The sequence below is a fragment of the Microbacterium yannicii genome (assembly GCF_024055635.1).
GTDB classification, from domain to species: Bacteria; Actinomycetota; Actinomycetes; order Actinomycetales; family Microbacteriaceae; genus Microbacterium; species Microbacterium yannicii.
This window is the reverse complement of sequence record NZ_JAMXMB010000027.1, coordinates 16639-39741: the sequence shown is the minus strand read 5'-3', so window position 1 is coordinate 39741 and position 23103 is coordinate 16639. Positions and strand designations below refer to the sequence as shown.

19 protein-coding genes are annotated in these 23103 nt (G+C 65.6%); 10 read left to right on the top strand and 9 right to left on the bottom strand.

Annotation, left to right across the window (positions count from 1 at the left end; all coding sequences use genetic code 11):
* Positions 1-24: 24 nt before the first annotated feature.
* From NCG93_RS11130 to NCG93_RS11120, 3 genes are all read right to left on the bottom strand, one after another.
* Complete coding sequence (locus tag NCG93_RS11130; protein WP_194414121.1) at positions 25-897, bottom strand: glycosyltransferase family 2 protein; 873 nt, start codon at positions 895-897, stop codon at positions 25-27.
* A gap of 189 nt (positions 898-1086) precedes the next feature.
* Entirely contained in the window at positions 1087-3531 is a 2445-nt protein-coding gene (locus NCG93_RS11125) for a hypothetical protein (RefSeq protein ID WP_194414120.1), read from the bottom strand.
* Between the two features lie 77 nt (positions 3532-3608).
* Positions 3609-4340: a glycosyltransferase gene (locus tag NCG93_RS11120; protein WP_252787520.1), complete on the bottom strand. Its 732-nt coding sequence runs from the start codon at positions 4338-4340 to the stop codon at positions 3609-3611.
* A gap of 58 nt (positions 4341-4398) precedes the next feature.
* Here NCG93_RS11120 and NCG93_RS11115 point away from each other — a divergent pair, with 58 nt between their 5' ends.
* Positions 4399-5628 (top strand): lipopolysaccharide biosynthesis protein, encoded by a 1230-nt coding sequence (locus NCG93_RS11115; RefSeq protein WP_194414119.1) that lies wholly within the window; start codon positions 4399-4401, stop codon positions 5626-5628.
* Here NCG93_RS11115 and NCG93_RS11110 read toward each other — a convergent pair whose 3' ends face one another.
* The 5 genes from NCG93_RS11110 to NCG93_RS11090 all read right to left on the bottom strand — a co-directional run bounded on the left by NCG93_RS11110 (position 5629) and on the right by NCG93_RS11090 (position 10725).
* Positions 5629-6558: a glycosyltransferase gene (locus NCG93_RS11110; protein WP_194414118.1), complete on the bottom strand. Its 930-nt coding sequence runs from the start codon at positions 6556-6558 to the stop codon at positions 5629-5631.
* Between the two features lie 2 nt (positions 6559-6560).
* Complete coding sequence (locus tag NCG93_RS11105; RefSeq protein WP_194414117.1) at positions 6561-6953, bottom strand: DUF2304 domain-containing protein; 393 nt, start codon at positions 6951-6953, stop codon at positions 6561-6563.
* Entirely contained in the window at positions 6950-7696 is a 747-nt protein-coding gene (locus NCG93_RS11100) for a glycosyltransferase family 2 protein (RefSeq protein ID WP_194414116.1), read from the bottom strand. Before NCG93_RS11100 ends, NCG93_RS11105 begins: the two co-directional genes overlap by 4 nt.
* Positions 7697-7738: 42 nt before the next feature.
* On the bottom strand, positions 7739-9661 hold the full coding sequence (locus tag NCG93_RS11095) for a DUF6541 family protein (RefSeq protein ID WP_252787519.1): 1923 nt from the start codon (positions 9659-9661) through the stop codon (positions 7739-7741).
* A gap of 122 nt (positions 9662-9783) precedes the next feature.
* Positions 9784-10725 (bottom strand): glycosyltransferase, encoded by a 942-nt coding sequence (locus NCG93_RS11090; RefSeq protein ID WP_252787518.1) that lies wholly within the window; start codon positions 10723-10725, stop codon positions 9784-9786.
* An 86-nt stretch (positions 10726-10811) separates the two neighbouring features.
* Between NCG93_RS11090 and rfbA the strand changes: the two genes are divergently transcribed.
* From rfbA to NCG93_RS11045, 9 genes are all read left to right on the top strand, one after another.
* The gene (gene rfbA / locus NCG93_RS11085; RefSeq protein WP_194414113.1) at positions 10812-11681 is read left to right on the top strand and encodes a glucose-1-phosphate thymidylyltransferase RfbA; all 870 of its coding nucleotides are present in this window, start codon (positions 10812-10814) and stop codon (positions 11679-11681) included.
* Entirely contained in the window at positions 11681-12679 is a 999-nt protein-coding gene (gene rfbB / locus NCG93_RS11080; RefSeq protein ID WP_194414112.1) for a dTDP-glucose 4,6-dehydratase, read from the top strand. Before rfbA ends, rfbB begins: the two co-directional genes overlap by 1 nt.
* Positions 12679-14091 carry a sugar nucleotide-binding protein gene (locus tag NCG93_RS11075; RefSeq protein ID WP_194414111.1) on the top strand — a complete coding sequence of 471 codons (1413 nt, stop codon included), beginning with the start codon at positions 12679-12681 and terminating at the stop codon, positions 14089-14091. Before rfbB ends, NCG93_RS11075 begins: the two co-directional genes overlap by 1 nt.
* A gap of 91 nt (positions 14092-14182) precedes the next feature.
* Positions 14183-15319 carry a UDP-galactopyranose mutase gene (glf, locus tag NCG93_RS11070; protein WP_194414110.1) on the top strand — a complete coding sequence of 379 codons (1137 nt, stop codon included), beginning with the start codon at positions 14183-14185 and terminating at the stop codon, positions 15317-15319.
* On the top strand, positions 15316-17433 hold the full coding sequence (locus tag NCG93_RS11065) for an acyltransferase family protein (RefSeq protein ID WP_194414109.1): 2118 nt from the start codon (positions 15316-15318) through the stop codon (positions 17431-17433). Before glf ends, NCG93_RS11065 begins: the two co-directional genes overlap by 4 nt.
* Before the next feature lie 246 nt (positions 17434-17679).
* Complete coding sequence (locus NCG93_RS11060; protein ID WP_194414108.1) at positions 17680-18486, top strand: ABC transporter permease; 807 nt, start codon at positions 17680-17682, stop codon at positions 18484-18486.
* The gene (locus NCG93_RS11055) at positions 18486-19235 is read left to right on the top strand and encodes an ABC transporter ATP-binding protein (RefSeq protein ID WP_194414107.1); all 750 of its coding nucleotides are present in this window, start codon (positions 18486-18488) and stop codon (positions 19233-19235) included. The genes NCG93_RS11060 and NCG93_RS11055 overlap by 1 nt, the downstream gene beginning before the upstream one ends.
* Positions 19236-19395: 160 nt before the next feature.
* Positions 19396-20442, top strand: coding sequence for a GDP-mannose 4,6-dehydratase (gmd, locus tag NCG93_RS11050; RefSeq protein WP_194414106.1), 1047 nt, complete (start codon positions 19396-19398; stop codon positions 20440-20442).
* Entirely contained in the window at positions 20439-21419 is a 981-nt protein-coding gene (locus tag NCG93_RS11045; protein WP_252787517.1) for a GDP-L-fucose synthase family protein, read from the top strand. Before gmd ends, NCG93_RS11045 begins: the two co-directional genes overlap by 4 nt.
* Positions 21420-22065: 646 nt before the next feature.
* Here NCG93_RS11045 and NCG93_RS11040 read toward each other — a convergent pair.
* Positions 22066-23055, bottom strand: coding sequence for a glycosyltransferase family 2 protein (locus NCG93_RS11040; RefSeq protein WP_194414104.1), 990 nt, complete (start codon positions 23053-23055; stop codon positions 22066-22068).
* Positions 23056-23103: the final 48 nt, after the last annotated feature.

The following is a 23103-nucleotide window of genomic DNA, read 5'->3' as shown; positions in this document are numbered from 1 at the left end:
GGAGCGATGATGTTGGCGCGTCTATCAGCGACGGCGGAAGCGAATATTGCCGCCCAACCGGCTCATCGCACGGCGGATGGTCTGCTGCAGTGAGTAGTGCCGCACCGTCTCCTCGATGTACTTCGAGAGGTAGAGGAGGCCGCCGATGCCGTTGCGATCGACGTACTCCTTGATAGCCCTGTCGCGTACGAGTCGATCGAACTGCATGTGGTCGAGACTCTCACCGAAGACGCTGTTGGATGCCGCGCCCGTTGCGTGCGGTCGCTGGTGCCAGTAGGCGAGCGGCTCCTCGCCGACCAAGGGGACGTGACCGTGGCGGACGAGGCGAAGGTTGAACTCCCAGTCTCCGACCGCCTTGAGTGCTGGGTCATACCAGCCGATCTCGTCGTAGACGCGACGGCGAACGAGAAGGCCGATCGGCACCACGCGATTCGTCTGGAGCAGGTCGTAGATCGTCACCATCTCACCCGGCGGCACGAACGGAGCCCGACCCAGTTCGATCGAACGATCGCCATCGATGCGCTCGAAGATGATCTCAGTGCGCGCGGCGGCGGCCACCGCATCGGGATCAGCATCGAGCGCCTTGACCATCACCCGGAGGAACTGCGGCGCCCAGGTGTCGTCGTCATCGTGGATGATGACGAACTCGCCCCGCGCTCGCTGCGCGCCCAGGTTGGCGGCTGCCTCCATCGAGCCTGTGCCTCCATCGACGTGGATGACTTCGGCACGCCCATTCAGAGCGCGCTCGCGGTCCGCCAGCACGGTGTCGATCGGTGCCGAGGCGCCGCCGTCGTTGACGACGATGAGGTGCCATTCAGTGAACTCCTGTGCGAGGACGTCGTCCAGGGCACGAGCGAACAGTCGCTCGCGATTCTTCGTACGGATGACGACGCTCACGCGCTCGCGATACTGGGACACTCGTTAAGACCTCAGGTTGGCACGGCAACGCCGACTGTCGGCGAGCACAAGCGATAATTGTATCCGACGCTTGCTGAGAGCCAAGAACGCCTGGCAGTAGACATCTTTCGCGGCTTCTCGTGGACATCACCTCCTAGAGATCACGCCGGACAGCGCCGCACGGGCCGGTTAGAGCGGCGCGCCGAATCGCCACGACGCCCGGTCGTCCAGCGGCAGCTGACGAATCGGGGGGATCCGGTTGCCACCGAGGGAGAGCAGCGTATTGAGGCTCTGGACGTGGTGGAGCTCGTTCTTGCTCACGACGTAGACCTCGGGCCGACCGGCGAACTGTATGAAGGTGCCATCTGCCTGCGATGGCACGCCGCTGATGGGTGCACCTACCGGGTAAGCGGAACTCACGAGGGCGGGAACGATGATGATCGGCGGTTCGCTTCCGCCGCCCAGATAGACGAGAGTTGTGTAGTCGGTGACGTGATGCAGGCGGCCATCGAGGAATCGGTGTATCTCACCGCTCCCCGCGAACCGAACGAACATCCCCTCGGTGACTGGCGGGACGTTGGCGATCGAATCGCCGTACGCATAAGACTGGGAGTAGTCCGCCGCCACGACCGCGATCGCGGGTAGCTTCCCGCCCCCGAGCGCGACGAGGCTCGGGTAGTCGGCGACGTGATGGAGCGCGTCACTCGAGTATCGGTACACCTCACCGCGACCGTCGAACTTGATGAACTCACCCTCGAACAACAGAGGTGCGCCGAAACTCTGGGTCCTCATCATGTCGGCTCCCCAGCGGAGGACGACGAGCGGACGAGCCCCGTTCAACGACATGAGCTGGGAGTAGCCATGGACGTGACGAAGCCTTCCTTCGATGACGGCGTAGACGTCCTGGCCCGTCGTGGCCTGAACGAACAGCGGTGCTTCCACCGGTGGTCCCTTTGTGAGCGCCCCGCAGTCTGCCGCGGCGAGGCGCGCCACCGCCAATCCCGTTGTCGACCCGGTGAGAGGGCGGATCGCACCGTTCGCGGCGACGAACTGCTGGGTGTCGCAGAGGATCACCGGCGCGAGGGAGTCGGTCGTGCGGACGCTCTTGGCGAGCATCGAATCGGCGACGACCTTGTAGCTGGTAGCGCCGAACTCGGCCGCGAGCGCGAAGCTGGGGATGCGGACCACACTGCTCGTCGGGGTTGTCAGGAGTACATCCCCCGAAGAACTGCCCTTGACAAGCGTGTTCGGCGTGAAGAAGGTCGCGCCACGGGGAATGCGCGAGTGTGGGAGAGCATCCATCGTCGCGATGTAGTTGCTCTTTCCTCGGGCAGCGTACGCGTACGCCGGTGTGTCGTACACGTAGCGAAGCGCGCCGTTTTCCAGATAGAACACCTCGCCGACGCCGCCGGCCGCACGCGAGAAGGGTCCGACCTCGCCGCCGGTCGCGAAGGAGTCGACCAGGCGAGCCTCCAGGTTGACGTACGAGTCGAAGGTGTATCCGAACAGGCTCACCTGTTCGGGAGTCGCGAAACGGTGCTTGGTTCCATCCACCTCAAGCAGGTAGAGCGTCCCGTTGCGAGGGTCGTGCACGTACCGGGTGACCGTAGCACCCGTCGGCATGCTGTCCAGGAAGCTCGCTGGGACGGTCCTTAGTCCGCCGAGTGCCGCACCGAACGCCTCCAAGTCGGTCGGCGACCCGATCGGAAACTTCACCCCCGCGTTGAGCAGGTATGCGCGATCTCGAGTCGGACCGGTCACGAGAGGCCCGTAGGGAGTCAGCGTGCTGCCGAACCAGTCGGTGAAATAATTGTAGAAGTTGCGGTTGCCGTAGGCGGAGCAGGAGTCGCCCAGTCCATAGCCCGCCCGAAGCGCGGCAGCGTTCGGCTGGTAAGGCGTGTAGTAGTAGAGGTTGGCCGTCGCCTGGTTCGCGATGTAGACCGGCGACGTCCCGCAGGCAGTGTTTGGGTGGAACCTCACATTCCAGGTCTTTCCCGGGGCATACCAGGTGAAGTACTGGCTGGTGCCGGGCGGGTTCGCGTAGCGCTTGAACTGCCACGCGGCGCCGTACACCTGGTTGAAGAACCCGTAGTAACGCGAATCGCATCCTGCCGTGTCCGGACACCCCTGTCCCATTGCGATCTTGTAGTGGTCCGCAGTCGGCTCCCGGTTCGTCACCAGGCTCTTTTCCTTCTGCAGCGTCACGAGGATGACCTGCGGATTGATCCCGCAGGCCTGTGCGACTTTGAAAATAATGCGTGACGCCCGCTCGGACGCGCCACCGACGTATGCGCCGCACATCGCGTCGCCTGCGATCGACCGCGATGTGTCGTACTTGTCCTTGAGACACGTGTACCCCGCACGGCAGCTCGCCACCCTCGACTCGAGGAAGGACTGGATTTGGCCCTCCGTCATTGTGGTGGAGTCGAAGAAGACGGCATCGCTGATGATCTGCCCCGGCCGGAACTGCGAAAGGTCCGCGGCGAAGCGGATCTCTGAGTCGGTTACCGATGCCGGGCGCGCATCGGCGGTCGACTTCGCAGGCCAAAGGGCGAGCGTCGAAACCACGGCTGCTACGGCCACGATCGCAAGTGTTCTGCGAAAAGCCCTGGTGCGGTAACCGATCGATGTCACGCCCCCATTGTGGCGGATGGAAGCAGATGTGACCAGTGTGATGAATGTGACGGGTTCACGCCGGCGATCCCGACAGGTTAGCGACGGCTGGCGACCAGATAGGCCTTCCACAGCATCCATCGCGCACGGAGCACCTTCGATAGGGCGCGGGGCTTCGGTGTGGACGCGTTCGATGCGTGCACCCGTCGACGGAGAGTCGGCGGCGAGACGTGGGTCATCAGGCCGTGACGGTTGGCGACCGTCGCAATCCACAGATCGTGCGATTCGGTGAGAAAAGGCGGGAACGGTGTGATGCGGGACAGCACGTCCTTGCGCACTGCCATCGTGCAGCCGAAGTAGGGGATGTCGCCGATGAGGATGAGGAATTCGTTGCGCAGTCGCCGACCCGAATCCTCCACCTGCAGCCGCCAGGGCTTACCGGTAAGCGGCGATCTGAGGGACTCGCCAGATTCGAGCAGTACGAGATTCGATGCGGCGATTCCGGAACCCATCGCCGCACGGACGAGAAGGTCTCGTCGGCCGGGAATCCACTCGTCATCCTGGTCGGACAGTAGCAGCACGTCCCCCTCGGCTTCCTTGAGCGCCCGTTCGAACGTGCGTACATACCCTTGGTTGGACTCCTGCTGGATCAGGCGGATGCGTGGATCGTCGACGGCCACGATGATCGACACGGTGTCGTCGGTGCTGGAGTCATCGACGATGACCACTTCGTCGGTTGGGGCGAGCTCCTCCAGAATCGTCCGAAGCTGATCACGGATATAGGCGGAACCGTTGTACGTCGCCATGCAGACGCTGACACGCTCGTTCACGGGGAGTGGTCACCTTCCAGGTGTGGGACGTGTCGGGAAGGCACGTACACTTGCTTCGGTGCGGTCGCTTATGCTCAGGTTCGCGGGATTCACCAGCGCACCGATCCTCTCCGCGCTCGCTCCTTTCATCATACTTCCCGTTGTTTCGCGGATCGTCGGCGAGGCAGGATGGGCGAACTTCTCCACGGGCCAGTCGGTGGGAATCCTGGGCATGGTCGGCATCCTGTTCGGGTGGGGGGTGGTCGGTCCGGTACGGGTAGCGCGCGCGAACTCCGAGCACGAACGCGCCGCGATCCTCCGCGAGAGCGTCAGGTCCCGCCTCATCCTGTCGGCGTTCGTCGTGCCGGTCGTCGCCGTCGTCACGTGGCTGGTATGCAGCGACGCATACCGGCTGGAATCGGTGGCCGTGGCAGTTGCCATGACGTTGGGCGGCTTGACCCCGGCGTGGTTCTGCATCGGCCAGGGCAACCCCCGTGGGGTCATGTTATTCGACGCGCTTCCGAAGCTCGCCGCGTCGCTTGTCGCGTTCCCCATCCTTGCATTCTCGGGCCAGGTACTCTGGTACCCCGCGCTGCTGTTAGTGTTCACGATTCCCGCGTTCGGCGTCCATGCCTGGCTCACGATCAGCGAGCATTCGCATCCGGACCATCTACCCCGTCCGGTGCGTCGTGTGCTGCGCTCGCTTGTACCGACGGCCACGATCGATGCGACCGGCAACGCGTACGGGTCCACAGCGATCCCGATTGCCACCGCGGGGCTGAGCGCTGCGGACGCCAGTGCCTTCGCCTCCGCCGATCGTGCCTACCGCATCGGCACCCTGGCGGTGGTCGCGATCGCAAACGCCTTCCAGGCATGGGTCCTCGAGCGGCACTCCGGCGACGTGCGTCGCCGGCACCTCGTCGCGCTCTCCGCCCACGCGGTCCTTGGTGTCGTGGGAGGTGCTGCGATCGCCGTGCTCGGTCCGTGGGTCACTGGTCTGGTCTTCGGCGCGCAGGTGGCGGCGCAGCCCGTGCCCAGCGCTCTCTTCGGGATCGCCTTTTTCTGCATCTCCCTGGCGACGCCGCTGATTCGGAATCTGTTGATCCCGGCCGATCGATTCCGGATTGTACTCATAGCTACCGCGGGCGCAGCGATCGTTGGTCTCACCGTTATGCTCTGGGGGGCAAAGCTGGGCTCGGCCAACATCATCGCGACCGGCGTGGCCGCGTCGGAGTTCACTGCGCTGCTGATTCTCACACCCGCGGCGATCCTCGAGTATCGCCGTCTGCGTGCGCCGGCTGACGTCTGATCAGTCGTCGGCCAGGCGATCCGCGGCCCACTGCACGCGCTGCGCGCGGCGTAGGATCTCGTCCGGTGCACGGCCGCCGACACTACGCCGACCGGCGCGCGCGCCGGCACGCACGATCGCCCACATGTCGCGTCGCGGGCGGGCGAGGGAGATCACAATCATGAAGTGGAGACGATCGGTGAGTCCATCACGGAGCAGGCGCAGCGGGAATCGCCGCCGATAGCCCCGCTCCAACAGGATGCGATTTCGCATGCGGTAGTAATAGCGAAAGGGTGAGCTCAACGTGACGATCCGGGGGATCGGCAGGGGGAGCCGTCCGCGGCGACGATATCGGGCACCTAGCCGGTGCCCCAGTCGGAGACCCGAGACAGCCCGCACAGGTACGCCCGAATCGATGCACCGCAGCTCGTACTCGGTGTCGACCAGGTCGATGAAGAAGTCCTCGCGAAACATGCCAACCCGCTCGATGAGCGCCCGGGAGATGAGCATCCCCGATTGGATCGAGTTCTCCGCGAGCAGCCGTCCCTGGGAGTCTGCGCGCGCCGCTTGGCTCACGTCCGCGAAGAACTGCGGGACGATCGGACCAGGGGTGATCCCGTCAGAATGCAGGTCGTCGTGGAGTTCGACGAGCCGGGCGACGAAGTCGGGGCCGACATGGGAATCCTGATCGAAGGTCGCCGCGGCGTCGGCGCCCGAATCAAGCGCGTGGCGGATTCCGGCGTTGAGAGCCGCCGCTATGCCGACATTATCGGGCAAAGCGATCACGTGCGCTCCGAGCTCGCGGGCTCGGTCGAGAGGTGCTGCGGCCGTGGGGCCGCTCCCGTCGTCCACGACGACGATCCCGTCGACCTGACTTGCGAGGGCCCGCACCACGCCGTCGAGGTCGTCCGGGCGGAACGATGTGACGACGACCCAGACGGTGCCGAGCACGGTTAGTCGTCCTCGAGCGCCCGGCGCTGCGCGTTCTCGGCTTCGAGGGCGGCGACACGGCGCTCAAGCCGTTCGATCGCCGTGCCTGCCAACGCCGCTTCCTCGGCGAGCCGGCGGATCTCGTTCTCCGCCTGCGACAGCTCCCATGACAGGTGCAGGGCAACGCCGAGGAGGAGCACGATCGCGAGAGCGAAGAGCAGGTTCGACGGAAGTTGAACGCCGAGGACGTCCGTCAAAGCGGTCAGAAGCTGCGGGAAGAGCCCCAGGAGTAGGACGGCGACCGCGATGATCAGCCACATCACCGCGTACTTCTCCTGCAACGAGCGGGTCAGCAGCATCCAGATCACGATCGCCAAGATGAGCAGGGCCAGACCGACCCCCAGGATGACGATCATGATTGCTGCTCCTCCGGCAGTTCTGGGCGGGCACCGCGACGCGGCCGGATCACAGCGAGTCCCAGCGCGAACACCGCTCGCAGCAGGTAAACCATCGCCCCCCAGGTCCCCTGTGTCGACGTGCCGTGCATGCGGGCGCGCATCGCCACCGGCACCTGGGTCACTGTCAGGCCCGAATGGCAGGCGGCCACGAGGGAATCCAGGGTGTCGCCGAAGTACTCGGCCGGGTAGTACTGCACATACTGCGCGATCGCACGGGGTCCAGCAGCGCGAAAGCCGCTCGTGGCATCCGTCAGGCGGGTCTTGGCGACGCGCGAGAGCGTCTTGGCGAGGACGATCATCGCCCACCGCCTCGGACCTCGCACGTCGTAGTCCCCGACGTCGGCGAAGCGCGCGCCGATCGAGATGTCCGCGCGCGTGAGACCGCCTAGCACGGCATCGATGTCCGCGGGGTTGTGCTGCCCATCGGCGTCCACCTGGATCGCCCGACGGTAGGCGTGGCGCTGCGCATAGGTGAAGCCGGTCCGCATCGCGCCGCCGACGCCCAGGTTGAACGGCAGCTGGATCACGGTGGCTCCCGCTTCGCGCGCGACGGCCGCCGTGCGGTCGGACGATCCGTCGTCTATGACGACGACGTCATATCCCGGGCGAGCGGCGAGGATCTCGCCCACGGTGTGTCCGACGTTCTTCTCCTCGTTCCATGCCGGAACGATCACGAGGGTCGGTTCGATCGAGTCAGTCATTCTCCACACACCCTAGAGGGAGGTGATCGTCCTCGCGCCGCATCACAGCGCGCACCCGATCACTTCGTACAATCGTGCATCGCCCTCGTGATCCACGAGGCGGACGGCTCCGGAGTCCTCGAGATCGGTGAGGCCGGGGAACACGTGGTTCGCGCCGTGGACCTCTCGCGATCCGAAATCGAGCACGAAGCCCACGTTGAGCTCCGCGATTGCGTCGCACACCGGCGATCCGGGAGTCGCATCGTTGAGATCGTCGTTCACGGCCTCCAGTGCGTCCGAGATCTCCATCTGGATGTGCGGCATGAGCACGTGGCGGCCGGTGAGCGCGTACGCGACGGAGGTACCCGTCCACGGGCTACCGGCGATCACGGCATCGGCGGGGACATGCTCGTCGAGCCGGGCGATGAGGCCGGCCTCGTCGCTGTTGAGCAGCGGCGAGTCGTCCGTGAGGGCGAAGGATGCGGAGGCGACGCGCTGAGCTTCGGGCATCGCCGAGAGCGGTCCTGCCTGCGCGAGGAGCCCCAGCACGACCACGGCGGCGATCCCGGCGAGGCGGACGGCTGCGGAGGAGCCCCCGCGACGTCGCAGAGCGCGCGCGAAGGCGTACCACGACACCGTGGCGCCGTACGCCGCTAGCGGCACCATCGTTACCAGCAGAAGGGCGGCGATGCGGGGGATGTTGTTGTACCAGGGCGCCGTGAACAGGTCCCGGACGGGGAACGGGATCGCGGCGACCACGACGAACAGGATTCCTGCGACCGCGTACATCCCGAGCGCCGTGACGGAGGCGCGCGTTCGTGCGACAATCGCCCAGACGATGCCGGCTACGACCGCGGTCGCGACGACGATCGGCGCGTGGGGATACCACGGCGCAGCAGTCAGGATCTTCACGATCGCGTCGTTTACGCTCACCTCGGGCTGCCAGCCGCGCGCGCCAGAGGGCGGGCGCAGCGCGTACACCATCGCGGCGGCGATCAGCAGATACAGCGCGGTCGCCGCGACCAGGGTGGTGCGCGCGCGACGTGACGGGACGTTGTGCCACCGAGTCACGACAAACACGAGTGCCATCGGCGCCGACAGCGCGAGCCAAGCCATGAGCGCACCCGGGTGCACGAGCGCGATCCCCGGCAGCACGCCGACGAGCGCCACACTCCACCACAGTGCACCGAGGGGATCAGGCCCCGAGGGCAGCCGGAGCAGGCGAGCGGTGATACTCAGGGCGACCGGCAGCAGCGCGACTCCGAGTTGGAACGGATAGAGGACGCCGTAGTCCATGAGCAGCAGTGGCAGGGGAACCGAGGCGGCCGCCACGCCGGCGGCAAGCGAGAGCGCGGGGGACCGGCCGAATAACGTGCGGCAGAGCAGCAGGATGCCGACGGGCCAGACGAACGCGGAGATGGCCAGGACGACGCCGTTGATCGCGACGGGCACCGCTGCGCCCGTGAGCTGGGCGGCAAGCGCCACGAGGCCGTGCCATCCGGACGGGTAGAAGGCCGGCGGTCCGTCGGGATTAGTCATGTAGCCGATCTCGAGTGCCGAGGCCGAGCCGGTGTCGAGGACCCAGCGGACCGCGTTGAGATGGAAGACATTATCGAAGGTCTGCGAAATGTTGTCGGGCACCTGGATCACCGCGACAACGCGCCAGGTGATCAGGGCGGCCGCGACGAAGATGCCCGTGAGCAGCCATGCGTCGAATCGGCGGGCAGGACTCGGCGCCACCACCGGTCGCCATCGACGGGTCAGGGATCTGGCCCCGGCCAAGACGAGTCCGACGACGCAGGCTATGACCACGACTCCGAGGGGCGTCCACGCGATGCCGAGCCAGGCGAGCACGAGAGACGCCCCGCAGATGATCGTGAGGGTGAAGGCGGGGCCGACTGCGATCGACGTGAAGCCCCGCAGGCCGATGAGACGCGCCAGCGGGACGCCGATGAGGAGCAGGAGCAACACGGTGACGACAGCCACCGCAGTCAAAGACAGCCAGAGCACACTGAGACCTTCCGTGAGACAGAGCTCGACTTGGTTTCGAGGCAGGTAAAGCTAACGTCCGCCGGAACGCAACGCTCCAGCGTAACTCACTGCTTCTGTCACGCCTCCGGGGGGTTCTTATGCGCCAGAGCCTTGGCCGTCGCCGTCACGTTGTTTGCAGCGCGACGCGACGCAAATCTCACCGGCACGTCCCATAGCGGACTCAGAGGACGCACCCACCGAGGCAGGTGGCGTCGTTTGACCGCCTCGGACTCGCTGCTCGAGCCGGACCGGTCGGAGACCGTCAGCGACTCCGGATGCCAGCGAAACGCCGAGACGGGCACTCGAGTGGCGACAAAGCGGCCGTGCTTGCGCAGGGACAGGAAAGCGTCCAAGTCCATGGCGAAGCGCAGCGATTCGTCGAAGCCGCCGATCGCCTCTAGGGCGTCGAATCGGATCATCGCAGACGGGTTCGGGATGAGGTCGGGCCCCCAGGGGAGCAGGAAGCGGGCGAGCTTTCCCACCGCGCTGGTCCACACCGTGCGGCCCGCGGAATCGATGTAATCGCATCCGCCATACGCGACCACGGCCCGCTCGTCTGATTCCAGCAGATCGCGGAGGAGTTCGAGGCCGCCGTCCAGGAAGAGGTCGTCGTCGCCGATCCAGGCGTAGTAACGCTCATCGGTGCGCGCGCGCAACCCGCAATTGATGGCGGCCGAGATGCCCTGCTTAGGGTCGTCGACGAGCACGGCGCCGTATGAGCTCGCTAGCTCGCGAGCCTGTGTCGCCCTGGGTGGCGACACGACGACGAGCGTCAGGTCGACCGTTGAGCGCTGCGCTTGGACGGAGGCGAGGGTCTGGGCGAGGAATTCCAGTCGGTCGCCCAGAGTGGGGAGGACGACCAGGACACTTGGCTTGCTTCTGCTCAATGTTCTCTCGGGGCTTCTGGTGGGAAGTCGGTGGGTCGCGCACCGCGGGGCCAAACGAGCGTCCCTCGGGCGAGGTGCAGGACCGTGTATGACGATGCCGCGGGCGCGAGTCGCTGCCGTCTCGCACTCCACGATCCTAGTCGGCGAGCCTGTGCGCCCGTTCGAGGGAGGACACCCGCGCCGGCGCACCACCACGTGCCATGGAAGAATCGACGATTATGAAGGGAATCATCCTCGCCGGCGGCTCGGGAACTCGACTGCACCCCATCACTCTCGGAGTATCCAAGCAACTGATCCCCGTGTACGACAAGCCGATGGTCTACTACCCGCTGTCGACTCTCATGCTGGCGGGGATCCGCGAGATCCTGGTCATCACGACGCCGCACGATGCGCCGGCCTTCGAACGCCTGCTCGGAGACGGATCACAGTTCGGCATCAGTCTTCAGTTCGCCCAGCAGGAGTCGCCTGAGGGTCTGGCACAGGCCTTCACCATCGGTGCCGAATTCATCGGGAACGACGGCGTCGCCCTCGCGCTTGGGGACAATCTGCTCTACGGACCCGGCCTCGGCGCGCAGCTCAAGCGGTACGCGGACATCGACGGCGGCGCCGTCTTCGCCTACTGGGTCGCCGAGCCGGCTGCGTACGGTGTGGTCGAGTTCGACGACGAGGGCCGTGCCGTCTCGCTGGAGGAGAAGCCGGCGGTACCCAAGAGCAACTTCGCCATCCCGGGCCTCTACTTCTACGACAACGATGTGGTGGCGATCGCGCGCGGCCTCGCCCCCTCGCCGCGCGGCGAGTACGAGATCACGGACGTCAACCGGGCCTACCTGGAGCGCGAGAAGCTGCGAGTCGAAGTGCTTCCGCGGGGGACGGCGTGGCTGGACACAGGCACGTTCGACCAGATGACGGATGCCGCGGAGTACGTGCGGACCATCCAGCGCCGCACCGGGCTCAGCATCGGGGTGCCGGAGGAAGTCGCCTGGCGCCAGGGGTTCCTCTCGGACGCCGAGCTTCGCGAGCGCGCCGGGCTGCTCGTCAAGTCCGGATACGGCACGTACCTGCTCGAGACCCTGGAGAGGGGACGCTGATGTCGAAGCTGCTTGTCACCGGAGGCGCGGGTTTCATCGGATCAAACTTCGTCCACCACGTGTTAGAGCACACGAACCATGAGGTCACGGTCCTCGATGCGCTGACGTACGCCGGCAACCTCGCCTCGCTCCACGGACTGCCGGAGGATCGCGTCACGTTCGTGAAGGGCGACATCACCGATGCGCCGCTCGTCGATGATCTGTTCGGCAAGGTGGATGCCGTGGTGCACTACGCCGCCGAGTCGCACAACGACAACTCGCTCCACGACCCCAGGCCGTTCCTGGACACGAACATCGTCGGCACGTACACGCTGCTCGAGGCGGCCCGCCGCCACGATCGCCGCTTCCACCACATCTCGACGGACGAGGTCTACGGCGACCTCGAGCTCGACGACCCGGCCCGGTTCACCGAGACGACGCCCTACAACCCCTCCTCGCCGTACTCGTCCACCAAGGCGGGCAGTGACCTGCTCGTGCGCGCCTGGGTGCGCTCGTTCGGCGTACGAGCTACCATCTCGAACTGCTCCAACAACTACGGGCCCTACCAGCACGTGGAGAAGTTCATCCCGAGGCAGATCACGAACGTCCTGAGGGGCGTCCGTCCCAAGCTCTACGGGCGGGGCGAGAACGTCCGCGATTGGATCCACGCCGACGACCACTCGGCGGCCGTCCTCACGATCCTCGACAAGGGCGCCATCGGCGAGACCTACCTCATCGGCGCCGACGGTGAGAAGAACAACAAGGACGTCGTCGAGCTGATCCTCGAGCTCATGGGCCGGCCCGCCGACGCGTACGATCACGTCACCGATCGCGCCGGTCACGATCTGCGCTACGCGATCGATTCGACACGTCTTCGCGAAGAGCTCGGTTGGGCGCCGCGCTACGGGGACTTCGAAGCTGGTCTTGCGGCGACGATCGCCTGGTATCGCGACAACGAGTCGTGGTGGGCGGGCGCCAAGGACGGCGTCGAGGCGTTCTACGCGTCGAAGGGGCAGTGATGGCGGAGTTCGGCAAGTCTCTCACCGCGTCGGAGACCCCGATCCCCGGCATGCTCGTGTTCGAATTGCCCGTTCACGGAGACTCTCGGGGCTGGTTCAAGGAGAACTGGCAGCGGGAGAAGATGGCCGCTGCAGGGCTGCCCGACTTCGGGCCTGTGCAGAACAACATCTCGTTCAACGACGCCGTCGGCACTACGCGCGGCATCCATGCGGAGCCCTGGGACAAGTGGGTGTCTGTCGCCACCGGCCGCATCTTCGGGGCCTGGGTGGACTTGCGCGAGGGTCCGTCGTTCGGCACTGTCTTCACGGCGGAGCTTGACGCGTCGCGCGCGATCTTCGTCCCGCGCGGCGTGGGCAACTCCTATCAGACGCTCGAGCCCGACACCGCATACACATATCTCGTCAACGACCACTGGTCGCCGGATGCCTCCTACTCGTTCCTAAATCTGGCCGACGAGACCGCGGCGATCGAATGGCCGATCCCCCTGCGTGAGGCCGAGATCTCCGCGAAGGATCGGGGCCACCCGCGCCTGACCGAGGCGGTGCCGGTGCCGGCTCGCAAAGTTCTCGTCGTCGGGGCAAATGGGCAGCTCGGGATCGCACTGCGTGAGCAATTCGCTGGAGCCAGTCACGTGGAGTTCGCCTCGCGGGCGGAGCTCGACCTAACCGACCCGCAGCTCCCCTTCTTGAGGCGCTGGCGGGATTACGGAACTATCATCAACGCGTCCGCATACACCGCGGTCGACGCCGCCGAGACGGCTGACGGGCGTCGCGCGGCCTGGGCGGCGAACGTCAGCGGCGTCGCCGCGCTGGCGCGGGTGGCCGCCGAGCACGGGATCACGCTCGTGCACGTTTCGAGCGACTACGTCTTCGACGGCACGCTCCAACGCGCCTACCGTGAGGATGACGCCCTCGCACCGCTGGGCGTCTACGGGCAGACCAAGGCTGCGGCGGACGCGGTCGTGGCGTCGCTCGCGCGGCACTACATCGTCCGCACCTCGTGGGTGGTCGGAGGGGGCAAGAACTTCGTACGCACGATGGCCGCGCTCGCCGAGCGCGGGGTTGACCCCGATGTGGTCGAGGACCAAGTCGGCCGCCTAACCTTCACGGCCGACATCGCCGGGTGCATCCGGCACCTCCTCGAATCCGGCGCTCCGTTCGGCATCTACAACATGACGGGGTCAGGCGCGGCAACTTCTTGGGCGGACGTCGCGCGCCGGGTGTTCGAGCTGAAGGGTCACGACCCGGCCCGGGTTACCGGTGTGAGCACGGCCGCGTACTTCGCCGGGGCGGCGGCTCCCGTGGCGCCCCGCCCCGCGAACAGCGTGCTCGACTTGTCGAAGATCGAGCGGACCGGCTACGCGCCGCGGTCGGCCGACGCGACGCTCGCCGAGTACCTCACCCGCGACTGACGAGGGTCGCACAGCCGGCACAGGTACCCTAGGGTGCTGCGCGCCGTGCGAGGCGCGCTTTCCCCCAGATGAAACGAAAACACTGAGGACTATGGATCTTCTCATCGTCGGCTCCGGCTTCTTCGGCCTCACGATCGCCGAGCGGGCCGCGGCGTCCGGCCGCAAGGTCACCGTGATCGACCGCCGGCACCACATCGGCGGCAACGCGTACAGCGAGGACGAACCGACGACCGGAATCGAGGTGCATCGCTACGGTGCGCACCTGTTCCACACTTCGAACCCTGGGGTCTGGGAGTACGTCAACCGCTTCACGACGTTCACGAACTACGTCCACCGCGTGTACACGAACCACAACGGCGTCGTGTTCCCGATGCCGATCAACCTCGGCACGATCAACCAGTTCTTCCAGTCGGCCTACTCACCAGACGAGGCCCGAGCGCTGGTGCACGAGCTGGCGGGGGAGTTCGACGCCAAGGAGGCGGCGAACCTCGAGGAGAAGGGCATCTCGCTCATCGGGCGCCCGTTGTACGAGGCGTTCATCCGCGACTACACCGCGAAGCAGTGGCAGACGGATCCGAAGGATCTGCCGGCCGAGGTCATCAGCCGACTCCCGGTCCGCTACAACTACGACAACCGCTACTTCAACGACACGTGGGAGGGCCTGCCGACCGACGGGTACACCGCGTGGCTGGAGCGGATGGCCGACCACGCCAACATCGAGGTCAAGCTCGACACCGACTTCTTCGACGAGTCGCAGCTGCTCAACAAGCAGGCGACAGTGGGTCAGGTGCCGGTCGTCTACACCGGCCCCGTCGATCGCTACTTCGACTACGCCGAGGGCGCGCTGTCCTGGCGGACGCTCGACTTCGAGCAAGAGGTGCTCGAGATCGGCGACTACCAGGGCACTCCGGTGATGAACTACGCGGACTCCGGGATCCCGTACACGCGCATCCACGAGTTCAAGCACTTCCACCCGGAGCGCGCGGACCGCTATCCCGCCGAGAAGACCGTGATCATGCGGGAGTTCTCGCGCTTTGCGTCACGCGAGGACGAGCCGTACTACCCCGTGAACACGCCCGAGGACCGCGCTGGCCTGGTCGCCTACCGGGAGCTGGCGAAGGGCGAGCAGGACGTGCTGTTCGGCGGCCGCCTGGGCACCTACCAGTACCTCGACATGCACATGGCCATCGGTTCCGCGCTGTCGATGTGGAACAACCAGCTCGCGTGAGCACCCGCAGCGCTGGCGACGTCGCCCTCGCGACCCCTTCGGGCGCGCGCGAGGTGCGGCGCTTCCGTTTCGACGTCCAGGCGCTGCGCGCGGTCGCGATCGGGGCGGTGGTGCTCAACCACCTGTGGCCGACGTACGTCAGGGGCGGCTACGTCGGTGTCGACGTCTTCTTCGTCATCTCCGGATTTCTGATCACCGGTCACCTGGTGGGTGAGGCCACCCGGACCGGGCGAATCCGTCTTGGTGCGTTCTACGCGCGCCGCATCCGCAGGCTGCTGCCGGCATCGCTGCTGGTGCTCGCGATCTCCGCGGTGCTGGTGTGGGTGTTCCTCCCATACCCGCGTTGGGAGCGCAACGCTGCGGAGATCGCCGCGAGCGCCGGCTATGTGGAGAACTGGCTGCTCGCAAACCTGTCCGTCAACTACTCGGCAGCGAACGACTCGGCCAGCGTCGCGCAGCACTTCTGGTCGCTGTCGGTTGAGGAGCAGTTTTACCTGATCTGGCCGGTGCTGATCGTGCTGACCCTGGCGGCGCTGGCGTGGCGCGGCAGACGCGTCGCCCTGACCAGGACGGTGGTGACGGTCCTTGTCGGGATCCTCGTGGTCTCGCTGGCCGCAAGCGTCGTCTATACCGCGGCTGCCCCGCATCAGGCGTACTTCGTTACCTTCACCCGCGCGTGGGAGTTCGCTGCGGGCGGGACGATCGCCGTACTCGGAGCACGTATCCGAATGCCGCGCCTGGGGGCCAACATCGTGGCGCTTCTCGGGTTCGCGGCAATCGGCGTGTCGGTCTTCTTGTACGGATCGCAGACTCCCTTCCCCGGAGTTGCCGCGCTGCTGCCCGTCGTCGGCACCGTGGCGATCATTGCGGCAGGCACAGCGCACACGCGCCTCTGGCACTCGTGGGTCACCGATCGCATGCCGGTGCAGTGGTTGGGTGGAGTCTCCTATTCGCTGTACCTGTGGCACTGGCCGCTGATCGTCGTTGCCCCGTTCGCGCTGCAGCGCGAACTCTCCGGGTTGATCCGCATCAGCGTGCTCGCGGTCGCTCTCGCCCTTGCCTGGGTGACGAAGCTCCTCGTCGAGGACCGTGGTCGGACTTGGAGGTTCTGGAGCACGTCGACGCGCAGGTCGGTGTCCCTGATGCTCGCCGGAATGGCGACAGTAATGGCGCTCGCCGGCGCGCTGTTCGTCGGCTATCAGGTGCAAAGCGCTTCGGACTCGCCGGAACTACCGGTGTCCACGGGGTCATGCGTCGGGCCCGCTGCGCTGGCCGACGCTGAAACCTGCACGGATCCGTTTGGCCCCCCCGCGTCAGCAGTGATGACCAAGAAGAACGAGTACTACTACGCTCCGCCTGAGTGCGAGCCGGAGTCGCCGCGGATGGCGGGCGGCCGCGAACTCAAGCACGTCGTCTGCGACTTCTCACGGCCCGACACTCCCTCAGAGGATGTCTGGCTCGTCGGCGATTCCCACGCGCAACAGTGGCAGGGCGCCGTCTTCGAACTCGCACGAGAGCGCGGCTGGCGCGTGACGACTAGCTATCTGGGTGGATGCCCGGTGGCGGACGTCGCTTTCGTCGGGTTTCGTTCACCAGCGGCGCCTAGCGACGCCGCTGCCTGTCGTGAGTGGTCGCGGAATGTGTCCGCCGCGATCCTCGATGCAAGGCCGGATATCGTCTTCACGGCGATGGCAGCCCGCTTGCAGCTCGTCGATGACGGATCCGGCCGTCCTTCGGCGGATCAGTTCGTCGATGGACTGATGAAGGATTGGACTCAATGGGCGGACGCAGGCGTCCGCGTCATCGGAATCGCCGACCCGCCCTTCAACGCCGAAGTGCGAAGCACCGACTGTGTCCTGCTCAACGTGGCGGATCCGGTCGTCTGTGCACGACCTCGTTCCGAGGCGCAGCCGCCCGACCCCATCGTGATAGCCGGTAGTCGCATCGCCCGACCCGGCATTGGCGTCGTCGATCTGACAGACCGATTCTGCGACGCACAGAAGTGCTATGCCGTCGTGGGCGGAGTGCCGGTCTATTTCGATCCCGACCATTTGAACCTCCAATACGTACGAATGCTTGCCCCGGACCTCGCCGCGGCACTAGACGGGTTGTGATCCTAGGCGTCCACCTCGCCGTCCTACACGGTTTCGATCCGGACGAGACGCGTCCGCGCGAGATCCACGGACGGAGCGCCCCGACGCGATCGCCTGGTCGTCAGCGGTGCGCACTCCCGAGTCACCTCATCCCCCGGCCGTGCTCCAGGGGCCTCGCGGGTGGCGAAGCTGCGTCCGCGGGAGGATCGTGTTTCGCCCCAGGGCTTGCGGACGGATCGCTCGTCCCTGCGAACTAGACTCATCTCCGTGACAACAGCCGCCGTCGGCGCTCCCGGATCCGCCCGGCGCTACCTCCACTCGTTGTGGCTGCTGTCAGCGCGCGACCTCAAGGTGCGCTACTCCACGAGCGCGCTCGGCTATCTGTGGTCGGTCCTCGACCCGCTCGTCATGAGCGCTATCTACTGGTTCGTGTTCACGCAGGTGTTCCAACGCACGGTGGGCCACGAGCCCTACATCGTGTTCCTCATCACAGCGCTGCTGCCGTGGGTGTGGTTCAACTCGTCGGTCTCGGACTTCACACGCGCGTTCAACAAGGACGCACGCCTCGTCCGATCGACCGCAATACCTCGCTCCATCTGGGTCAACCGCATCGTGCTCAGCAAGGGCATCGAGTTCCTGTGCTCGTTGCCGGTGCTAGCAATGTTCGTGATCGTCTCCGAGCTCACCAAGGCCCCGGCTCAGCTCAACTGGGGTCTGCTGTGGATCCCTGTCGCGGTCTGCCTGCAGGCTGTTCTCCTGGTGGGACTGGGGCTTCTCGTCGCCCCCCTCTGTGTGCTCTGGGCCGATCTGGAACGGACGACGAAGCTCATCCTGCGTGCGCTGTTCTATGCCTCACCGGTGATCTACGGCGTGGAGGACCTGCCAGGCGTGTTCGAGACGCTCGCCGCATTCAATCCCCTCTCCGGGATCTTCGCCCTCTATCGGGTCGGGTTCTTCGCGGAGGAGTGGGATCCGTGGGTCATCGGCATCGGCGCGGTCATGTCCTTCCTCTTCCTCGCCCTCGGCGTCGCCGTCTTCCGACGGCTCGAACGTCCCATGTTGAAGGAGCTGTGATGACGGCATCCGATCTCGCGATCGAGGTGCAGGATCTCGGCGTCCGCTTCCGCCGCAACCGGCGCGGCCGCCGCAATATAAAGGACCTGTTCTCCGACTCGTCTCGACGCGCGAAGCCGGGGGAGTTTTGGGCGCTGCGCGACGTCAGCTTCGATGTGAAACCGGGCGAATCGATCGGCGTCGTCGGGCGCAACGGGCAGGGCAAGTCGACGCTCCTCAAGCTCGTCGCCGGAGTTCTCCTTGCCGACGAAGGAACGGTCTCGGTCAACGGCGGCGTGGCTCCGCTGATAGAGATCACAGGCGGGTTCGTCGGGGATCTCACCGTACGCGAGAACGTGCGGCTCACCTCCGGTCTGCACGGGATGTCGAAGGCCGAGGTCTCGCGACGCTTCGACGGCATCATCGACTTCGCTGAACTCGAGGACTTCATCGACACGCCCTACAAGCACCTCAGCAACGGCATGAAGGTGCGGCTTGCGTTCGCCGTCGTCTCGCAACTCGAAGAGCCGATCCTGCTGGTCGACGAGGTGCTCGCCGTGGGTGACAAGGCGTTCCGAGAGAAGTGCTACCGGCGCATCGACGAACTGCTCGCCGATGGGCGCACGCTCTTCTTTGTCTCACACAGCGAACGCGACCTGCGTCGCTTCTGCACGCGAGGGCTCTACCTCGACAAGCACCGGCTGGCGATGGATGCCCCGATCGGCAAAGTGCTTGACCGTTACAACGCGGACTACCCCACGGGCGTCTAAGGATCCGCGGGCTTTTGCCTTGAACCGTCAACGCAAGTTGTCGGTAAGGATGAGGCTGGGCCAGTCGCCCCGGGCCCTGCTGCTCGACAGAGTTGGACCGGTAGGCTTGATCTCGACTTCGATGCTTCCACGTGACGCATCAACGACACTGAAAGCGCTAATGAACAAGACGGCACTCATCACCGGTATCACTGGTCAGGATGGTTCGTATCTGGCGGAGTTGCTGCTCCGTAAGGGGTATGAGGTTCATGGTTTGATTCGTCGGGCGTCGACGTTCAATACGTCTCGGATTGATCACTTGTATGTGGATCCGCATGACCCGCACGCGAAGCTGTTCCTGCATTACGGGGATCTCAGTGATGGCGCCCGTCTGGTGACGCTGATGGCGGAGATCAATCCGGACGAGGTGTACAACCTGGCGGCGCAGTCGCATGTGCGGGTGTCGTTCGATGAGCCGGAGCACACCGCCGACACCACTGGAACCGGCACGATCCGGCTGCTGGAGGCGGTGCGACTGTCGGGCATCGATACACGGTTCTATCAGGCGTCGACGTCGGAGTTGTATGGGGCGACGCCGCCGCCGCAGTCGGAGACCACCCCGTTCTATCCGCGGTCGCCGTATGCGGCGGCGAAGCTGTACAGCTTCTGGATCACGAAGAACTACCGTGAGGCGTATGACATGTTCGCGGTGAACGGGATCCTGTTCAACCATGAGTCGCCGCGGCGGGGTGAGACGTTCGTGACCCGCAAGATCACCCGTGCAGTCGCACGCATCAAAGCTGGCCGGCAGAAGGACCTGTACCTCGGGAACCTGGACTCGATCCGGGACTGGGGGTACGCGGCAGAGTATGTCGAGGGGATGTGGCGGATGCTGCAGGTCGACGAGCCCGAGGACTTCGTGCTCGCCACCGGCGTCGGATACACGATCCGCGACTTCCTGGAGACCTCGTTCGGTCACGTCGGGCTGGATTGGCAGGAGTACGTCCGCTTCGACGAACGCTACCTGCGGCCCACCGAGGTGGACGCCCTCATCGGCGACCCGTCGAAGGCGGCCGACAAGCTGGGCTGGACGCCGGGTGTGCATGGGAAGGAACTGGCCAGGCTGATGGTTGACGCCGACGTGCAAGCGTTGGAAGAAGGCCCGGAATGGATCGACACCGTCACCCTCAGCTCGTGGACGACCGCCCCCGACCTGGTGATCAAGTGACCGCGACCGACGGCGTCGACTACACCCCGGCGGAGTTGGACCGGGACGCGACGTTCTACGTCGCCGGACACCGCGGCCTGGTGGGCTCCGCGATCGTCCGCCGACTCCAGGCGGCGGGGTTCACGAACATCGTCGGCAAGACGTCCGCGGAACTGGACCTGAAGAACCGCGACGCCGTATTCGACTACCTGGGGGAGATCAAACCCCGTTACCTCGTGCTCGCCGCGGCGAAGGTCGGCGGCATCCTCGCCAACTCCACCTACCCGGTCGATTTCCTCAGCGACAACCTGCGAATCCAGTCGAACGTGCTCGACGCGGCACTCGCCAATAATGTGGAGCGGGTCGCGTTCCTAGGGTCGTCGTGCATCTACCCGAAGTACGCCGAACAGCCCATCCGGGAAGACTCCCTCCTCACCGGGCACCTGGAGCCGACGAACGACGCGTACGCGATCGCGAAGATCGCCGGGATCCTGAACATCCAGGCCGTCCGCCGCCAGTACGGGCTGCCGTGGATCTCCGCCATGCCCACCAACCTGTACGGACCGAACGACAACTTCTCCCCGACCGGCTCCCACGTCCTCCCCGCGTTGATCCGCCGCTACGACGAGGCCGCGAAGACCGGGGCGGGATCGGTGACGAACTGGGGCACCGGGACACCGCGGCGTGAGTTCCTACACTCCGACGACATGGCCGACGCGGTCCTGCACCTGCTCGAGCACTACGACGGACCGGAACAGGTCAACGTCGGCACCGGCACCGACGTCACCATCCGGCAGATCGCCGACACCATCGCCGACGTCGTCGGCTTCCACGGTGACACCGACTGGGACACCACCAAACCCGACGGCACCCCGCAGAAACTACTCGACGTCTCCAAACTCACCGACGCCGGCTGGACCTCCAAAATCACCCTGCAAGACGGACTCGACCGCACCGTCGCCTGGTACCGCAACCACGCCGACACCCTCCGCGCATAACCGCATGGCCTACCGCCACATCGTCCTCTTCCGCATTCACGACCACGTGACGGAAGGCGCGATCGATCGCGCAGCGGAAGCTCTGTCGGTTTTCGCCGCCTTTGCTGGTATCGAGTCCTAGCGCATCGAACACTCGGTTGACGTTCGAAAAGGGCGGGTACTCGTCCAGGAGGCAACCTTCGTGGACAGGCGTGCGTTCGAACAATTTCGCGCGGATCCCGAACACACTCGCGTTGCGGCAGTGATGTCCGAGATCTCGGATTGGCATGGCGGAGACTACGAAACCCACGCGGCTGCGACCAGGTTGCCGAACGGGTGTTCAGAACCCGTCCATGGTGACTCAGGGAGGGCAACGGCAGCGAACTGAGGCGAAGTCGACAGCCTCATCCTTCGGCCGCTGTCTATCTGTGAGGCCTGTGGTGAATGAGACGCAGCGATGGTGTGCCGTTGCGGGTCGCCAGCTCGAGGTTCATTGGGGTACGACCACGTAGCGGAACCAAGAGACCCGCGCCGCGGGGAGCAGTGACTCGGTCCATCCATGAAGTCCGGCACGGAGGTGGCGGACCGTTGGCTGGCCAGCGGTCCGAGTGCGGCGCTGAGGGGCGCGATTTGGCATTTCGCCGACTGAAGCCGACTGGCGTCCGATTCAGGCGGGAGCGGTCGCCGCCCGGAGCGGCGGCATCGGCTGCCACGAGGCATCCTTCGCGATCCTGCGTCCGTCCCGCAGGCCCCGGAAGAGGTGCGACGTGCCGCGCACCGTTCGCTCGACGAACAGCAGACGAATCAACTCCTTGCCGAACGTCAGACTCGTCCCCAGGCCGAAGAGCACAGGCTTGTAGACGCCGAGAGTGCGGTAGTACTTCTTGATGTATGCCCGATTGCGCATGATGTAGTAGCGGTACGCGTTGCTCGACGCATTCATGTGACGGATGCCCATGTCCCACTGCTTGATCTCGCGGGTGCGGCGCAGCACGAACTCGTCGACGATGACGGACCTCGTCTTGCGCGAGGCGAGCCAGCCGTACATCTGGTCGTCCCAGTAGATGAAGAACCGGGGGTCGGGCAGGCCGATCTGCTGAACGATGTCGCGGTGGATGAACATGCCCTCGAAGCATCCCGAGTTCATCGGCTTGTAGCCGGAGTCGTCGAACTCTGCGGGCGCGAAGGGGATCGGGATGGCCAGGGGCTCTGCGACACGGTATTGCCAGTAGAAGGCGCTGCCGTCGTAGTCGTACCGACGGCCCTGGATGCTCTTGAACCGGGGCGCCCACTTGCCCATCTTCGCGAGACCGTCCGGCAGCACTTCGACGTCGTCGTCCATCAGCCAGATCCACTGCGAGCCGAGCTCGTACGCGACGCGCATGCCTTCGCTGAAGCCGCCCGAGCCACCGGTGTTGGTCTCCATGCGGCGGTAGACGAGCGTCGCAGGCTCGAGGCGCTCGCGGAACGCTTCGACCACATCGGTCGTGTCGTCGGTCGAGGCGTTGTCGATCACGACGATGTGTCCCGGCTTCGGGTCCATCTCGGTGATGCTCGTGAGCAGGCGGGTGAGAAGGCCCGAGCGGTTGTAGGTCACGACCGCGATGGTCGCGGTGGTGGGATCGAACTGCACGGAGGCGGACGGAACGTGGGTCACGGGGCTGATCTCCGGAGAAAGGCGGCGGGCGCCGAGACGTCGGGCCGG

Coding starts and splice junctions, on each gene's coding strand:
- NCG93_RS11055 (WP_194414107.1), top strand. CDS start 18,486: ATGACGGCATCCGATCTCGCGATCGAGGTGCAGGATCTCGGCGTCCGC.
- glf (WP_194414110.1), top strand. CDS start 14,183: ATGGATCTTCTCATCGTCGGCTCCGGCTTCTTCGGCCTCACGATCGCC.
- rfbB (WP_194414112.1), top strand. CDS start 11,681: ATGTCGAAGCTGCTTGTCACCGGAGGCGCGGGTTTCATCGGATCAAAC.
- NCG93_RS11075 (WP_194414111.1), top strand. CDS start 12,679: ATGGCGGAGTTCGGCAAGTCTCTCACCGCGTCGGAGACCCCGATCCCC.
- rfbA (WP_194414113.1), top strand. CDS start 10,812: ATGAAGGGAATCATCCTCGCCGGCGGCTCGGGAACTCGACTGCACCCC.
- NCG93_RS11105 (WP_194414117.1), bottom strand. CDS start 6,953: ATGATCGTCATCCTGGGGGTCGGTCTGGCCCTGCTCATCTTGGCGATC.
- NCG93_RS11100 (WP_194414116.1), bottom strand. CDS start 7,696: ATGACTGACTCGATCGAACCGACCCTCGTGATCGTTCCGGCATGGAAC.
- gmd (WP_194414106.1), top strand. CDS start 19,396: ATGAACAAGACGGCACTCATCACCGGTATCACTGGTCAGGATGGTTCG.